This window comes from Streptomyces sp. BBFR25, from assembly GCF_044590125.1.
GTDB lineage: Bacteria > Actinomycetota > Actinomycetes > Streptomycetales > Streptomycetaceae > Streptomyces > Streptomyces canus_D.
Window position 1 is genome coordinate 6,917,427 of sequence record NZ_CP172447.1, and the last position, 17,782, is coordinate 6,935,208.

At 72.5% G+C, this 17,782-nt stretch carries 6 protein-coding genes; all 6 read left to right on the forward strand.

Annotated elements, in window-relative coordinates; translation table 11 throughout:
• Positions 1-183: 183 nt before the first annotated feature.
• Genes ACGH52_RS31370 through ACGH52_RS31395 form a run of 6 tightly spaced genes read left to right on the forward strand, consistent with a single transcriptional unit; the run spans position 184 to position 17,752 of the window.
• On the forward strand, positions 184-6,873 hold the full coding sequence (locus ACGH52_RS31370; RefSeq protein WP_399944193.1) for an amino acid adenylation domain-containing protein: 6,690 nt from the start codon (positions 184-186) through the stop codon (positions 6,871-6,873).
• Positions 6,870-12,443 carry an amino acid adenylation domain-containing protein gene (locus ACGH52_RS31375; RefSeq protein WP_399944196.1) on the forward strand — a complete coding sequence of 1,858 codons (5,574 nt, stop codon included), beginning with the start codon at positions 6,870-6,872 and terminating at the stop codon, positions 12,441-12,443. The genes ACGH52_RS31370 and ACGH52_RS31375 overlap by 4 nt, the downstream gene beginning before the upstream one ends.
• Complete coding sequence (locus tag ACGH52_RS31380) at positions 12,440-13,591, forward strand: saccharopine dehydrogenase NADP-binding domain-containing protein (RefSeq protein ID WP_399944199.1); 1,152 nt, start codon at positions 12,440-12,442, stop codon at positions 13,589-13,591. The genes ACGH52_RS31375 and ACGH52_RS31380 overlap by 4 nt, the downstream gene beginning before the upstream one ends.
• Positions 13,588-15,642, forward strand: coding sequence for a Gfo/Idh/MocA family oxidoreductase (locus ACGH52_RS31385; protein ID WP_399944202.1), 2,055 nt, complete (start codon positions 13,588-13,590; stop codon positions 15,640-15,642). The genes ACGH52_RS31380 and ACGH52_RS31385 overlap by 4 nt, the downstream gene beginning before the upstream one ends.
• A gap of 8 nt (positions 15,643-15,650) precedes the next feature.
• Positions 15,651-16,916 (forward strand): cytochrome P450, encoded by a 1,266-nt coding sequence (locus ACGH52_RS31390; RefSeq protein ID WP_399944205.1) that lies wholly within the window; start codon positions 15,651-15,653, stop codon positions 16,914-16,916.
• Positions 16,913-17,752: a thioesterase II family protein gene (locus ACGH52_RS31395; RefSeq protein WP_399944208.1), complete on the forward strand. Its 840-nt coding sequence runs from the start codon at positions 16,913-16,915 to the stop codon at positions 17,750-17,752. The genes ACGH52_RS31390 and ACGH52_RS31395 overlap by 4 nt, the downstream gene beginning before the upstream one ends.
• The last annotated feature ends 30 nt before the right edge of the window (positions 17,753-17,782 follow it).

Genomic DNA, 17,782 nt, shown 5'->3' on the forward strand with positions numbered 1-17,782 from the left:
ACTACGATGTGAAGTCTAGAAATGATAATCATTTCAATCTAGAGTGGTGTTCGGCCTGGCGGGCGAGAGTCCCGTTTCAGACGCCGCCCCTCAACTGGCCACCCCATCCGACCGGAAGGCCCCTCAGTGAGCGATGAAGCAGCCGTCCAGGCGCGGACAGCGGAAGGTGACGGAAACCTTCATATGTCGGACACAGTGCGCGAAGCGGTCGCACACGCACTGCGGATGGCGCCCCATGAGCTGGACGACGACCGGGACCTCTTCGAACTCGGTCTCGACTCACTGGTCCTGATGTCCCTGGTCGGCACCTGGCGGCGCGAAGGCAGCACGGTCACCTTCCAGGACCTCACCCGCACCCCGACCCTGGCCGCGTGGACGGCCCTGCTGGGGCGGGAGGAACGCGCCGAGGCATCCGCCACCGCGCCACCCGTCCCGCTCGACGCGGTGACGGCGGAAGGGCGGACGGAGACGTTCCCACTGGCGACGATGCAGCACGCCTACTGGATCGGCCGCCAGGACGGACAGCCCCTCGGTGGCGTCGCCGCGCACTTCTACGTCGAACTCGACGGCCACGAGGTCGACCCCGCTCGGCTCGACACCGCCGTGCGGGCGCTCGTGCTGCGGCACGGCATGCTGAGGGCGGTCTTCGACGAGGAGGGACGGCAGCGTTTCGGCTCTCCGGCCACGTCTCTCACTGTCCACGACCTGCGCGAGCACACCGCCGTCGATGCAGAGGCCGAGCTGGAGCTGCTGCGCGAGCGCAACACCCATGCGCGCCCCGACATCACCTCCGGTGACGTCTTCCGCGTGGCCCTCTGTCTGCTCCCCGACGGCCGGACCCGGCTGCAGATCGACCTGGACATGATGGCCGGCGACGCGCTGAGCCTGCGGGTCCTCCTGACCGACCTGCGCCGCTTCTACGAGTCTCCCGGCGACCAGCCCCGTGAACTCGCCATCGACTACCGCCGATACCTGGCGGAGCACGACGCCCGACGAAAGGCGGAACGCGAGCAGCACGCCGCCTGGTGGCGCGAGCGACTGCCGGACCTGCCCCGCGCTCCGCGCCTGCCGACGACCGTCGACCCGCTGACGCCGGTGAGTGCCGACGACGCCGCGCTCACCCACTCCCGCCGCCTGCACCACTGGCTGGGCCCCGCCGACAAGGCGGCGCTCATCAGTGCGGCGCGCCGGCACGGCCTCACCCCCGCCGCCGCGCTCGCCACCGCCTTCGCCGAGGTCATCGCCGCCTGGAGCGACAGCCGACGCTTTCTGCTCAACCTCCCGCTGTTCGACCGGGAGGTGTTCACCCAGGACGTCGCCGGTCTGGTCGGCGACTTCAGCAGCTCGGTCCTCCTCGACACGGACATGAGTGCCCCCCTCCCCTTCTCCCGGCAGGCCCGCGGCCTTCAGGAACGCCTGCAGGAAGGCATCTCCCACGGCGCGTACGGCGGGGTGGAGGTGCTGCGCGACCTGGCGCGCGCCGAGGGGGCCCCGGTGTTGGCCCCGGTCGTGTACACCAGTGCCATCGGACTGGGGGAGATCTTCGAGCAGGACGTGCAGAAGTCCTTCGGCCGCCCCTCCTGGATCATCTCGCAGGGGCCGCAGGTCTACCTGGACGCGCAGGTCACCGAACTCGACGGCGGTCTCCTCCTCAACTGGGACGTGCGCGACGGCGTGTTCGAGGCCGGCGTGCCCGACGCCGCCTTCGACGCCTACCGCCGCCTCATCACCCGTCTCGTGACGGGCCCCGACGCCTGGGCCCGTCCGGTGGACGGCCTGCTCGCCCCCGACGTCCTGCCCCGGCGCGCGGTGGCGGCCCTGCCCTCCACGCCGGCCCCGGACCGCGCCCTGCACACCCGCTTCTTCCGGCTCGCCGAGACCGAACCGGACCGCACCGCGGTCGTCCGCACGACGGGTGACACGCTCACCTACGGCGAACTCGGCCGCACGGCACGGAGGATCGCCACGCTGCTGCGCGCCCACGGCGTGCGGGAGGGAGACACCGTCGCGGTGACCCTGCCCAAGGGCGCCGACCAGATCGCGGCGGTCCTCGGCATCCTGGCCGCCGGCGCGGCCTACGCCCCCGTCGGCGTGGAACAACCCGCCGTGCGCCGGGCACGCATCCACTCCGTGGCCGTCGCGTCCGCCGTGCTCACCGACCGGGACCACGCCCACCTGTGCGAGGACGTCTCCTCGGCTCCGGTGCTGCTTCTGGAGGACGCGTGGGAGGCGGAACCCGCGCCGGTCGTCCAGCCGGATCCCGCCCTGCCCGCCTACGTGCTGTTCACGTCCGGCTCGACGGGACTGCCCAAGGGCGTCGAGGTGTCGCACCGGGCGGTCGTCAACACCGTCGAGGCGATGGAGGAGCAGCTCGGACTCGGCCCCGCGGACCGTACGCTCGCCATCTCCGCGCTGGACTTCGACCTCGCCACCTGGGACATCTTCACCCCGCTGTCCCTCGGCGGCCAGGTGGTGACCGTGGGACAGGAGCACCGCCGCGACGCGCACCACTGGGCGCGGCTGGTACGCACGCACGGGGTGACGCTGGTGCAGTGCGTCCCCGCCCTGCTGGACCTGCTGATGGCCGCAGGCGAGGACGACGGGCTCGGCGACTCCCTGCGCATGGTGCTGCTCGGTGGGGACTGGGTCGGACTCGACCAGCCCCGCAGACTGCGGGCCCTTGTACCCGGCTGCCGTTTCGTGGCACTCGGCGGCATGACGGAAGCCGCGGTGCACTCCACGGTGTTCGAGGTGGAGGAGACCGACCCGGCCTGGAAGTCCGTCCCCTACGGTGTTCCCCTGCGCAACATGCGGGCCCGAATCGTCGACGGACGCGGGCGCGACTGCCCCGATCTCGTCCCCGGCGAGCTGTGGATCGGCGGCCCCGGGGTGGCGAACGGCTATCGTGCGGACCCCGAACGCACGGCGGAGCGCTTCGTCGAGTACGACGGCGAACGCTGGTACCGCAGCGGCGACCTGGCCCGCTACCGGCCCGACGGAGTGATCGAGTTCCTCGGCCGCGTCGACCATCAGGTGAAGATCGGCGGCCACCGCATCGAACTCGGCGAGGTCGAGTCCGCGCTGGAGGACGACCCCGCCGTCCTGCACGCGGTCGCCACCGTCCTCGACACACCGGCGCGCCACCTCGCCGCGGCCGTGGCCGCCAGTGGCGAGGCACCCGACCCGGAGAAGGTCCGTCTCCGGGCGGCGGACCGGCTGCCCGCCTACATGGTCCCCGAGCGCGTCCTCGTCCTGCGCGACCTGCCGCTGACCGCCAACGGCAAACTCGACCGGGCCGCCGTCCGCCAAGCGCTGACCGAGGCCGCCGGACAGGATGAACCGCGCGTTTCCGTGCCGGTCGGTCCCGTGGAGACGGCTGTGGCGGCCGAGTGGGCCGACCTGCTCGACGTGGCCGAGGTGGGTCGCGAGAGCAGCTTCTTCCTGCTGGGCGGCGACTCGCTCGTCGCGACCCGTATGATCGGCCGGCTGCGCGTCGCCGGATTCCCCGGCGCGCGCGTGGCCGACCTCTTCGCCCGCCCCGTGCTCCAGCACTTCTGCGAGACGCTGCACCCCGCGGTGACCGCCGACGACGAGCGGGCACCGGCCACCGCCACCCTCCTCGTGCCCGACCCGGACCACGCCCATGAACCCTTCCCGCTGACGGACGTCCAGGCCGCCTACCACACCGGCCGGGATCCCCGTTTCACCCTCGGCGGCGTCGGCACCTGGCACTACACGGAGTTCGACGGCACGGACGTCGACCTGGACCGGCTGGAGCGCGCCTGGAACACCCTCGTCCGACGGCACGGCATGCTCCGCGCCGTCGTCGAGGACGGGCACCAGCGGGTCCTGCCCGAGGTGCCGCCGGTGCGCATCCCGGTGGAGGAAGCCCGTGCCGGCGGCACGGCCGAGGCGCTGGCCGACCTGCGCGCGCGCCTGTCCCGCCAGGTCCGTGATCCCGCGCGGTGGCCGCTCTTCGCGATCGAGGCGGTGCGATATCGCGAAGACGAGGACGAGGACGCCGGGGATGAGGACGCTGAGGTACGCACCCGGGTCGGCGTCGGCCTGGACTACCTCGTGCTCGACGCGCTCTCCATCACCACGCTCTACGCCGAACTGAACGCGCTCTACGCCGACCCGGACCGGGAACTGCCACCCGTCGACGTGACGTTCCGCGACTACCTGACCCGCCTCTCTTCCGACCCCGAGTCGTCCGCGCGCGCCCGTGCCCACTGGCAGTCCCGCCTGTCCGAACTGCCGCCGCCTCCCGCCCTGCCCTTCGACCGCGACCCCGCGACGCTCGAAGCGCCCGTCTTCACCCGGCGCCGGCTGAGCCTGCCCGCCGAGGACTGGCAGGCCGTCAAGCGGGACGCGGCCCGGCGCGGCCTCACCCCCTCCACCGTCCTGCTCTCTCTGTACGCGGAGGTCCTGGCGACCTGGAGCGGGACCGACGCCCTGACCGTCACCCTCACCCTCTTCAACCGGCGTGACGTCCATCCCCACATCCACCGGGTGCTGGGCGACTTCACCTCCCTGTCCCTCGCCGGTCACCGGCGCGAGGGCACGTCCTGGCCGGCGGCGGCCACGGCGCTGCAACGCCGTCAGGCGGAGGACCTCGACCACGCCGACGTGCCGATCGACTGGCTGCTGAGGGAGTTCGGCCGGCACACGGGCACGGTGGACGCCGCCGCGCCCGTGGTGTTCACCAGCGCCATCGGCGTCGGCGACGCGACGCTGGCCGCACCGGGCACCGGCCTGCCCGCGAAGGTCTGGGGCATCTCCCAGTCCCCGCAGGTCTGCCTGGACAACCAGGTCACCGAGGAGTCCGGGAACCTGGTCGTCACCTGGGACGCCGTCGAGGAACTGTTCTCCGAAGGCGTCCTGGACGCGATGTTCGCCGCCTACGAACGCCTGTTGCGACACGTCGTCGCAGGCGACTGGGAGGCACCGCTCCCCGACCTGCTGCCGGCCTCCCAGTACGAACGGCGGACCGCTACGGCTCGGGAGGCCGCCCTTGCACCGGTGGCTCCACGCCTGCTGCACGAGGCGTTCTTCACCCACGCGACCGCCACCCCCGGCCGTACCGCCCTCGTCACGACGGCCGGTCAGGAGGTGACCTACGGGTCCCTCGCCCGGCAGGCGCTGCGCATCGCCGCGGCACTCGGTGACGCGGGCGTACGTCCGGGGAACCTGGTCGCGGTCACCCTGCCCAAGGGCCCGGAACAGATCGCGGCGGTCCTGGGCGTCCTCGCCGCCGGCGCCGCCTACGTTCCCCTGAGTCTCGACCAGCCCGCCGCACGGCTGGCACGGGTGCACGCCACCGCCGGATTCGAGGTGGTCCTGGGGAGCTGGCCCACCCAGGAGGGAACCGGCCCCCGCGGCCTGTCCTTCGCGGACACGCAGGACCGCGAGCCGCTGCCCGCACCCTGCGAGGCATCCCCGCAGACGCTCGCGTATGTGATCTTCACGTCCGGCTCCACGGGCGAGCCCAAGGGCGTCGAGATCACCCACGCAGCGGCCTGGAACACGATCGCCGACATCAACGCCCGGCACGGGATCACCGACAACGACCGGGCCTTCGCCCTGTCGGCGCTGGACTTCGACCTGTCCGTGTACGACGTCTTCGGGCTCCTCGCCGCAGCAGGGTCCCTCGTGCTGCCCACCGAACACCAGCGCCGTGAACCGGCCCGCTGGCCGAGCTTGGTGGAGCGCTACGGCGTGACCGTCTGGAACACCGTGCCCGCCCTGCTCGACCTGCTGCTGGACGCCGCCGAACAGGCCGGGGAAGACGGCCGGATCGCAGGGCTGCGGACCGCACTGGTCTCCGGTGACTGGATCGGCCTCGACCTGCCCGCCCGGCTGCGGGCCCGGACCGCGCGGCCCTGCTCCTTCGTCGCCATGGGCGGAGCCACGGAAGCCGCCATCTGGTCCAACACGCTCACCGTCACCGAGCTGGACCCCCGGTGGGTCTCCATCCCCTACGGACGTCCCCTGACCGGGCAGCACTACCGCGTGGTCGACCGGGACGGCCGGGACTGCCCCGACTGGACGCCCGGCGAACTGTGGATCGGCGGCGCGGGACTGGCCCGCGGCTACCTCGGCGACCCGGCTCGCACCGCCGACAAGTTCGTCGAGCAGGACGGGCAGCGCTGGTACCGGACGGGTGACCTGGGCCGATTCCGGGGCGACGGACTGCTGGAGTTCCTCGGCCGGCTCGACAGCCAGCTGAAGATCGCCGGCCACCGCATCGAGGCGGGAGAGATCGAGGCCGCCCTGGAAGCGCACCCGGCCGTCGCGCGAGCCGCCGTCGTGGCCGTGGGGGAGCGCACCGCCAAGCGCCTGGTCGCGTTCGCCGTACCGCAGGAACCCACCACGGGCGGCGCGCCCGCCGCCGAGCCGGTTCCCGCCGGGCCCGGCACACCGGCTCCCGAGGGCCTCGAACTCACCGAGGAACTCTTCGCCCTGCTGGCGGAACGGGTGCCGGTCTACGCCGTCCCGTCCCGCATCCTCCTCCTGCCCGCCCTGCCCCTCACCGCGAACGGCAAGGTCGACCGGGGAGCCCTGGCCGGCATGGTGGGCCCGCAGGCGGTGTCCGCCGGCGCCGAACCGCCACGGGGCGAGACCGAAGAGGCCCTCGCCGCCCTCTGGCACGAGCACCTGTCGCACTGGTCCCCGGACCGCAACGCCAACTTCTTCACCGCCGGCGGCGACAGCCTCACCGCACTGCGCCTGCTGACCGCGATCGAGCGCCGCCTCGGGGCCACCGTGCCCGTCCGCCGCTTCTTCGCCACACCGACCATCGCCGCGCTCGCCGCGGACGTCAACCGAACGCTCGCGGCCCACGAGACCGCCTACGAGACCGGAGAGCTGTGAACATCGCTGAACTGCTGGCCCGCTACGCCGACGACGGCGTGGTGCTGTGGGCCCAGGACGGACAACTGCGTTTCCGGGCCCCTCAAGGCCGGCTCACCGACACGCACCGAGCCGAACTGCGCACGCACAAGGACGCCATCCTGCGCCACCTGGAGGCCGGGGAACCGGCCCTGCGTGCCGACCCCGACAACCGCCACGAACCCTTCCCTCTGACGGACATCCAGGCCGCCTACCTCATCGGCCGCACCGACGCCTACGCCTACGGGGGCGTCGGCTGCCACGCCTATGTCGAACTGGAATACCCCGACCTGGACGTGGACCGCGTCACCTCCGTGTGGTGGGAACTCGTCCAGCGCCACGACATGCTCCGCGCCGTCGTCCACCACGACGGCTACCAGCGGGTCCTGCCCGACGTGCCCGCGCTCGTGGTCGGGACCGACGACCTGACCGCGCTCCCGGCGGGCACCGCCGAGACGGAGCTGGAGCGCACCCGAAGGCGTCTGGCCACCCGCGAGGCACCCACCGACCAGTGGCCGCTCTTCGACGTGCACGTGAGCCGGACCGCCGAGCGGGCCGTACTCCACCTGGCCTTCGACATGCTCGTCGTCGACCACGCCAGCCTGCGCATCCTGCTCGCCGAGTTCCAGCGGAGATACGGCGGCGTCGCCCTCTCCGACGTGCCGCGGATCACTTTCCGCGACTACGTCCTGGCCCGACGTGCCCTCGCCGACAGCGACGCGCACACCCGCGACCGCGCCTACTGGACCGGACGCCTCGACACCCTGCCGCCCGCCCCCGAACTGCCCCTCGCCGAAGCATGGGAAGCCGCGGTGAGCGGTCCCGGGGAGACCGGCCGCACTCCGGCTCCCGATGACCCGGTGACGTTCCGTCGGCTGGAGATCCTGCTCCCCGCGTCCGACCGGGACCGCCTCACCGAGCGGGCCGCGCGGCGCGGGCTCACCGTGTCGGCCGCCCTGCTCACGGCGTACGCCGAGACGGTCGGCGCCTGGTCACGGACCAGCCGCTTCACGCTCAACGTGCCCACCGTCGACCGGCCCGCCCTGCACGAGGACATCGACCGTCTCATCGGCGACTTCACCTCGCTCGAACTCCTCGCCGTCGACCTCGATGCCCCGGCCGGCTTCGCCGAACGGACCAGGGCCGTGGGGGAGCAGCTCCTCGAGGACCTGGCGCATCCGCTGTTCACCGGCTCGGAGGTGCTCGCCGAGCTCTCCCGCAGGGCCGGCGCGCCGGTACTGATGCCGGTCGTCTTCACCAGCGCTCTGGGCGCCGGCGCCACTTCCGAGGGTGTTCCCCCCGAGGTGACGTACGCCGTGACCCGGACGCCGCAGGTGTGGCTCGACTGCCAGGTCATGCACCGCGGTGACGCGCTGAGCCTGTCCTGGGACATCCGGGAGGGCGTGCTCGCCTACGGGGTGGCCGACGCCATGTTCGAGACGTACACGTCACTTGTACGGTCGCTGTCGGCCGAGGGCGAAGCCGGTGAGGCCGTCTGGGACGCACCGGCCCACATCGCGCTGCCCGAGGCGCAGGCGGCGCGAAGGCGCGCGGTCAACGCGACCGAGGGGCCCCTGCCGGACGCTTTGCTCCACGAACCCGTACTCGCCCAGGCGCGGGCCACACCGGACGCGATCGCCGTCCGGACCTTCGAACTCGCTCTCACCTACCGTCAGCTCGTGTCCCGCGCGAGCGCTCTCGCCGAGGCGCTGACGGCAACCGGGCTGCGTCCCGGGGAACCCGTGGCGATCTGGGCGGACAAGGGCTGGGAGCAGGTCGTCGCGGTTTTCGGCACCCTCATGGCGGGCGGCGCCTACCTGCCCGTCGACACCGCTCAGCCACCGGCCCGCCGGGACACGATCATCGCGGACGCGGGCGTCCGCACGGTCCTCACCCAGTCCTGGCTCGCCGAGATCGACGACCTGCCGGAGAACGTCACGGCTGTCGCCGTCGACCTCCTCCCCGAGGACACCGCGGCCACGCCGGACGCGGGAGGAGCCCGACGCGACCCGGACGACCTCGCCTACATCATCTACACCTCGGGGTCCACCGGCACGCCCAAGGGCGTGATGATCAGTCACCGCGCCGCCCTCAACACCGTCGAGGACATCAACCGCCGCTACGCCGTCACCGGTCGCGACCGCGTCCTCGGCATCGCGGGACTCGGCTTCGACCTGTCCGTCTACGACCTGTTCGGGCCGCTCGCGGTGGGTGCCACCCTCGTGCTGCCCGCGGCCGACCGGCGCGGCGACCCCTCCCACTGGGCCGAACTCGTCCGCGACTACGGGGTGACCGTGTGGAACTCGGTCCCCGGTCAGCTCCACATGCTGTGCGACTGGCTCCGCTCCGAGCCCCCTGCCGACGACGCATCGCTGCGGCTCGCGCTGATATCCGGTGACTGGATACCGGTCGCCCTGCCCGACCAGGCGCGCGCACTCCTGCCGGGGCTGGAGATCATCTCGCTCGGCGGCGCCACCGAGGGCTCCATCTGGTCCATCGCCCACCCGGTCGGCGACGTGGACACGGCCCGTCCGAGCATCCCGTACGGCAAGCCCCTGACCAACCAGACGTTCGCCGTGCTCGACCGGCACCTGCGGCCCCGGCCCGAATGGGTGCCGGGTGAGCTGTACATCGGCGGCGCGGGCGTCGCCCTGGGCTACTTCGGCGACGAGGAGCGCACGGCACAGCGGTTCCTCACCGACCCGATCACTGGAGGACGGCTGTACCGCACGGGCGACCTCGGGCGCTACCTGCCCGACGGGACCATCGAGTTCCTGGGCCGCGAGGACGCCCAGGTCAAGATCCGCGGATACCGGGTCGAGCTCGCCGAGGTGGAGGCCGCCGTACAGGCCCACCCGGCGGTCGCGGCGGGCGCGGTCGTCGTCGACGACTCCGCGGCGGGCGGACGGCGCCTGGCCGCGTTCGTGGAGACGGCCCGCAAGGACGGTGGGGCGGCCGGTCCTTCCGGAGCGCCCACCAGGGACGGCAGCGAGCCCGCTGCGGCGAGGCGGGCCCAGGCGCGGACAGCTGCCGCCGACGCCGTACGTGAAGCCTCCGCGGCTGTCGAGGCCGAGCGGCTCACCGACTTCCTGGCCGCCCTCGACGAAGTGGCGATCGCCGAGATGACGCGCGCCCTCGCCGCCTCCGGAACGTTCGCCGACGACGCGTCGCGCACGGCGGAGGAAGTGGGCGCGGCCCTGCGCGCCACGCCCCGGCACCGGCACATCGTGCGGCGCTGGCTGCGCGCCCTGGCCGCCCGGGACAGGCTCACCCACCGGGTCACGGACGACACCTACACCGGCCTTGTCCCCGTCTCCGACATTGAGAGGGAGCGCCGCTGGCAGCGGGCCGCGGTGCTGGAGCACGAGGTCGGCTGGAGCACGGAGCTGCTCACCGTCATGCGTACCTGTGCCGAGCGGCTGCCCGAGCTGGTCTCCGGCGAGACGGGCATTCAGGAGCTGCTCTTTCCCGGTGCGGCCACGGAGGCCGCGGACGCCGCCTACCGCGACAACCTAGCCATCCGGCACCTCAACCGGGCGGTGGTCGCCGCGCTGCGCGAGATCGCCGCTGGCCATACCGGCGAGGAGCGGCTGCGCGTCCTCGAAGTGGGCGGCGGTGTCGGTGGCACCACCGGCGAACTGGTGCCCGTCCTCGCCGAGTACGGCGTCGACTACCTGTTCACCGACGCCTCCGCGTTCTTCCTGAACGAGGCCCGTGAGCGCTTCGCCGACCACGCGTGGGTCCGCTACCAGCGCTTCGATGTCGACGAGGACCCACGCGCCCAGCAGTTGCTGCCCAACACCTTCGACGTGGTGATCTGCGCCAACACGCTGCACGCCGCCGCCGACGCGGACGCCGCCGTGGGCCGACTGCGGGAATTGCTCGTTCCCGGAGGACAACTCGTGTTCGTGGAGAACACCCGCGACGAGAACCTCCCGCTGCTCGTCTCCATGGAGTTCCTGGAGGTCGCCGGCCGTACCTGGACCGACGTGCGCGAGCACACCGGACAGTCCTTCCTCACCCACACCCAGTGGCGCGAACTTCTCGACACCCACGAGGCGTCCGAGGTCACTTCACTGCCCGACGCCCGAGACCCCCTGGCGCTCACCGGCCAGGAGGTCTTCTTCGCCACGATGAAGGACGACCGGTACCACGTCCCCGTGGGCGAGCTGGCTCGTACGGCGGCCACCCGGCTTCCGGAGTACATGCTCCCCTCGGTGTGGCAGGTCGTCGACACCCTGCCCCGCACGGCCAACGGCAAGACCGACCGTGCGCGGCTGCGGACCTGGCTGCCCCGCGAGAGCGCACCGGTCGTCGTGGACGAGCAGCCGAGGGACGAGCTGGAGAACAGCCTCGCCGAGCTGTGGACGGAACTCCTCGCGGTCGAACGTGTCACCCGCAACGACGACTTCTTCGACCTCGGCGGCGACTCACTCCTTGTTGCCCGCATGGTGGGCCGGCTGCGCGAACGCGTACCGCAGGCGGCCGACCTGGAGTGGGAGGTCGTCCTGCGCCACATGCTGCGCCGCCCCACGGTCGCCGGTCTCGCCGGGTTCCTGCGCGGCCTGGCCGGCGCCGAGGACGCGCCCGCGACGGAGGCCGTACGCACGGACCCGGTGATCCACCTGCACGGCACCCGCTCCGACGACGAGCCGACGACCGTCCTGGTACATGCGGGGACCGCGACGATCATGCCGTACCGGGCGCTGATCACCGAGATCAGGCGCCGCTCACCGGGCCTCGCCGAGGTCGTCGGCGTGGAGGTCCCGGACCTGAACGGATTCCTCGACGCGCCACCGGAGGGACTCATCGAGCAGATGGCGGCCGACTATGCACGGGCCCTGACGACAGACGGCCGCAGCCGCTTCCATGTCGTCGGCTACTGCCTGGGCGGCCTCATCGCCACCGAGGTGGCCCGCAACCTGGCCGAGTCCGGGGCGGAGGTGGAGAGCCTCACCGTCATCAGCAGCCACAGCCCCCGCTTCCGGCTCGACGACGAACTCCTCGCCGAGTACTCCTTCGCCGTCATGATGGGCATCGACCCGGCCGACCTCGGCTTCCCGGGCGACCAGTATCGGGTGGCCGCCGCGGCCGACGCCGTCCTCGCCGCCAGTCCCGGTGTGCTGCCGGACGGTGGACTCGCCGCGCTGCCCGAGGAGTTCGAGGACGTCGCGGCCTGCTTCCGACGACTCGCCGACGTTCCCCGGGCCACCCGCATCGCGCGGATGTGCGAGGCGGTGCCCGCCTCGGCCGGCACCTACGAACCCGACCACATGACGCGGCTCTTCCTTGCTTTCCGGCAGAGCGTCTTCGCCATCACCCGTTACGACGCCGAGCCCTACGCGGGCGACATCACCTTCCTGCGCCACGACGGGGCATACCCCTTCCCCGGCAGCAAGGACGCCGTCACCGCCTACTGGGAGGAACTGTCCCTGGGCGACCTCGACATCGTCGACATCGGCGGCGATCACTACAGCTGCCTGTCCGTCGAACACGCACCCGGCATCCTCAAGACCCTCGACGGGCTGACCCAGGGGGCGATCACCCGATGACCAAGCCTGTGATCGGGGTCCTCGGTGCCTCCGGGGCGGTCGGCCGGTCCGCTGTAAGGGAGTTGCGCGCACTCGGTGTCACCGGGCTGCGTCTGGGCGGCCGTACTACGTCGGCCCTGAGCGCGGTCGCCGAGGAGGACCCCACCGGCCATGACGAGACCGTGTGGGCGGACGCCACCGACCCGGACGGTCTGCGCGCCTTCACCGCCGGTTGCGACATCGTCCTCAACTGCGTCGGCCCCACCTACCGGCTGCGCGCCACGGTGGCCTCCGCCGCACTCGCCGCAGGCGCCCACTGCGTCGACGTGGCCGGGGACGACCCGGCCGCCGAAGACCTCCTCAAGGACGGCGACCCCGCCCGCGGCGGCCGCACCGTCGTCCTCTCGGCGGGAGCGCTGCCCGGACTGTCGAGCATGCTGCCGCGCTGGCTGGCCGGGCAGGGACTGGACGGCGCCACCGCTCTGACCGCGTACTGCGGCGGCCTGGAGACCTGTTCGCCGACGGTGGCGCACGATCTCATGCTGTCCCTCACCTCCGGCGGCGCGGACGGCGCGGCCTATGGCGAGGCGCTGGCGGCCGTCCGCGGCGGGCGGCGCGTGTCACGCGTCCTTCGCACGGCCGAGGACACGGAACACGAGGCGTTCCCCGGCCGGGTCGCCGTGCAGCCCTACCTCAGTGGCGAGAGCGAACGCCTCGCCACCGCTCTAGGCCTCGACCGGCTCGACTGGTACAACGTCCACCCCGGCCCCGCCGTACGCGCCCTGCTCAACCGGCTGCCGGGCCGCCTCGCCGCCGGGGACGACCCGGCGGAGCTGGCGGACCGGCTGATCCTCGCCGCCGACCTCGACCTGGCCGGACGCAAGCCGTACTACGTCATGGACTTCGCGCTGTCGGGCACCGCGTCCGGACGGCCGCTGGCCGCGGGACTGACCCTGCGCGCGTCCAGCAGCTACCACCTCACGGCGGCCGTGGGAGCGCTGGCGGTGGACGCGGTACTGCGGGGCGAGGTCCCGGCGGGCGTGCACTTCGCCTGCGACGTCCTGGACCCGGACACCGTGGTCGGGCACCTGCGGGCACATGGGGCCGCCGACTTCCGGCTCACCGGCGCGGCGGCCGGTGCCGACCAGGTGGAAGAAGGTGTGCTGTGAGCGAAGCGTCGCCGCTGCGCGTACTGGTCTGCGGCACCAACTTCGGGCGCTTCTACGCAGAGGCGGTACGCCGGCGCCCCGGATACGTCCTGACTGGAATCCTGAGCCGGGGTTCGGCAGCATCCCGGGCGTACGCCCAGAGCCTCGGCGTCCCGTTCTTCACGGAGGTCGACGATCTTCCGGCGGGCATCGACGCCGCCTGCGTCGCGGTGAGTTCCTCCATTTCGGGCGGCCGGGGAACCGAGCTGGCCCGGGCACTCATGGACCGTGGCATCCACGTCCTCCAGGAGCATCCCGTCCACCTCACCGAGCTGACGGGGAACCTCAAACACGCCCGCAAGCGGGGAGTGCAGTACCGCCTCAACACCCACTATCCGCACGTCGCCCCGGTCCGCTCCTTCGCCGAGGCGGCCCGTCGGCTCGTCGCACAGCAGCGGCCGCTCTTCGTGGACGCCGCCACCCCGGTCCACCTGATGCACCCTTTGGTGGACATCCTCGGTCAGGCGATGGGCACGCTGCGGCCCTGGCGGTTCGCGGACCCGGCACCGCTGCCCGCCGAGATCGGACCGCAGCCGTTCCGCTCCCTGCACGGCGTGTTCGCCGGCGTGCCCCTCACCCTGCGGGTGCACCACCAGCTCGACCCGTCCGACCGGGACAACCACGCCCTGCACTGGCACCGGATCTCCGTCGGGACCGAGGGCGGAGTGCTCACCCTGGCCGACACCCACGGTCCCGTGTTGTGGAGCCCTCGGCTGCACATCGGGCGTGACGCGGACCGGCGGTTCGTCCTGGACGGTCCGGGCACCGGCCGACTCGGGCTCGGGACCACGGCTGTGGTCGGCACCACGGGGTCCTTCCGTACGGTCTTCTCCGACCTGTGGCCCGAAGCGATCGGCACGGCCCTCGACGGACTCCGCGAGGCTGTCGTGCAGGGCGGCGACGCCTTGCGCGCGGGCCAGTACGACCTGGCCGTGTGCCGTATCTGGACCGACCTCGCGGCCCGGCTCGGGCCACCCGAGATCGTTCGGCCGGCCGTGCCCCGGCCTTTGGCGGTCAGCGACGTCTTCCCTGTGCCGGAGGGATTCTCAGGCGGGACAACGTCCCGCCCCGGACCGGCCTCCCCTCCCGGCAACCGGCCGGCTCCTGCCGGGGAGCGAGTCGGACCTTCACCGCAGACCGCTCCGTCCCGACCCGAGGACGCCGCCGCGTACTCTCCGTCGGCCGAGTTCTTCGACCTCGTCGCCACTGAGCACACCTCGACCTCCAGCGCCCCCGCGATCGCCGCCCTCCTCGCCGACGCCGACCTGAGCACCGGGCCGGTCGTCGACATCGGCGCGGGCACCGGCCTGGTGACCGAGGCCGTGGTCCGGGCCCGGCCGGACGCGGAGGTCATCGCCTGCGAACCGTCGGTCGGCATGCGCGCCGTGCTGACCAGCCGGGTCTTCAGCGACGAGGTCCTGCGCACGCGTGTGACCGTCACCGCGGACTCAGCTCCCGACCTGGAACTCCCGGACCGGATCAGCGTCGTCCTGCTCTGCGGAGTCCTCGGCCATCTCGACGCCGAGGAGCGGGCCGGGCTGTGGCGGCGGTTGATCCGACGGCTCGCGCCCGGCGGGCTGGTGGTCGTCGAACTCATGCAGTTCGAGAGCCCCTTGCCCCTTCCCGAAACCCGGCTCGCCACCACCAGAGCCGGCCGCCATCGCTACGAGTGGTCGTTCGGTGGAGCACCTGAGGAGACGGATGCCTCAGTGATGCGCCTGCACTCCACCTGGCGGGTCTACCGGGACGGCGCCGCCCGACCGGAACGCGAGGTGCGCGACTCCTACCGCTGGGCGCCCTTCGGACTGAAGGACGTGGCGACCGAGTCCGGCATGGCGGCACGTGCCCTGCCCACCCGCCCCGGAGCACCCCCGCTGGCCGTGCTCACCCGGGCACCGGGCAGCCCCGGCCCGGCAGCCGAACCGCAACTGCCGCACGCGCGGCCCTCGTCCGACGGCCCGGACGCCTCGCGCACCACCACCTCACTCGTCTCCTCCTCCACCGACGGCTAGGACACCCCATGAACAGCCCAGAGACCTCCACGGCGTCCCACGCCTCCGGCCCACTCGGCACGGTTGCCGCGCCGGAATCCGCCGCCCCGCCCCGGGACTTCCCGATCCAGCGCGGCTGCCCCTTCGCCGCGCCCGCGGAGTACGCCGCCCTGCGCACCCACGACCCGGTCGCCCGCGTCACCCTGCCGACCAAGAAGGACGCCTGGGTGGTCACCCGGTACGACGACGTCCGCGAACTGCTCTCCGACCCCCGTGTCAGTGCCGACATCCGCCGCCCCAACTTTCCGGCCCTCGGCGAGGGCGAACAGGAGGCCGGGGCCAGGTTCCGTCCCTTCATCCGGACCGATGCCCCCGAGCACACCAAGTACCGGCGGATGCTCCTGCCGGTGTTCACGGTGCGCCGGGTCCGGGCGATGCGCCCCGCCGTACAGGCACGGGTGGACGAGATCCTGGACAGCATGCTCGCGGCCGGCGGCCCCGCGGACTTCGTCTCCGCGTACGCCAACGCCGTCTCCACCTCGGTGATCTGCGAACTGCTCGGAATCCCGGGCGAGAACCTGGAGTTCTTCCGGGACGTCACCCGGATCTCCGGCTCCCGGAACAGTACCGCCGAACAGGTGTCCGAAGCCCTCGGTGGCCTCTTCGGCCTGCTCGCCGAACTGGTCGGCAAGCGGCGGGAGGAGCCCCGCGACGACCTGATCTCCAAGCTCGTGACCGAGCAGCTCGTCCCCGGCCACGTGACCATGGACCAGCTGCTGTCCACCCTCGGCATCACCATCAACGCCGGCCGCGAGACCACCACCAGCATGATCGCCCTGAGCACCCTGCTCCTCCTGGACCAGCCGGAGCTGATGGAGGAACTGCGCCGCGACACCTCCCTCATGCCCGCAGCCGTCGACGAACTCCTGCGTGTCCTGTCCGTCGCCGACTCCATTCCCCTGCGCGTGGTCGCCGAGGACATCGACCTGTCCGGCCGGACGATCCCCGCCGACGACGGCGTCATCGCCCTCCTGGCCGGGGCCAACCACGACCCCGAGCAGTTCGACGAGCCGGAGCGGGTCGACTTCCACCGCACCGACAACCACCACGTCGCGTTCGGCTACGGCGTCCACCAGTGCGTCGGACAGCACCTGGCCCGGCTGGAGCTGGAGGTCGCCCTGGAGACACTCATCCGCCGCATCCCCACCCTCCGCCTCGCCGGGGACCGGGAAGACGTCGTCATCAAGCACGACTCGGCCACCTTCGGCCTCGAAGAACTGAGGGTGACCTGGTGACCGTCCCACCGAATGCGTCCACGCGGCCCTCCGCCCGCGCAGCCCGGGCCGACAGCCCCTGGATCAGGCGGTGGAGCGGCGGATCCGCCCCCCGGTACACGCTCGTCTGCCTGCCGCACGCGGGCGGCACCGCGGGCTTCTACCGGCCCTGGGCGGCACTGATGCCCCCAGAGGTCGAACTCCTCGCCATCCAGTACCCCGGCCGCGAGGACCGCTTCGAGGACACCGAGGCGGCCGACATGCATGAGCTGGTGGGTGCGGTGGCGGACGCCCTTCAACCGCTGATCGACCGGCCGTACGCCCTCTTCGGACACAGCATGGGCTCCGCCGTGGCCTGGGAACTGGCCCACGAACTCACCGGCCGCGGAGTCCCCGGCCCACGCCGGCTGTTCGCGTCCGGCCGGGCCGCTCCCGGCACCGCGGTGACCGGACACCTGCACCGTCAGAACGACGAGACACTGAGCGCCGAACTGGCCCGACTCGGCGGCACCAGCCGGGAGGTTCTGGACGATCCCGGGCTGCGATCCCTGGTCCTGACGGCCGTACGCCACGACTACCGGATCATCGAGACCTACCGGCCGGCGGACCGGCCGCCGCTGTCCTGCCCCCTGCACGTCCTGACCGGCAGCGCGGACCCCGAACTCGGCGAGGAACGCAGCCGCGACCGGGCAGGCGGCTGGGCGGACCTCACCACCGCCCGCACCGAGGTGCGGGCTTTCCCCGGCGACCACTTCTACCTCACACCCCGGCGCCGCGAGGTCGTCGCCACCGTACTGCGGAGGCTGGACCCCTCGCTGACCACCGGCGGCGCACACACCTGGCCGAGCACCCCGTGAACCGTGACCACGCGGCGAGCCCGACGCCGC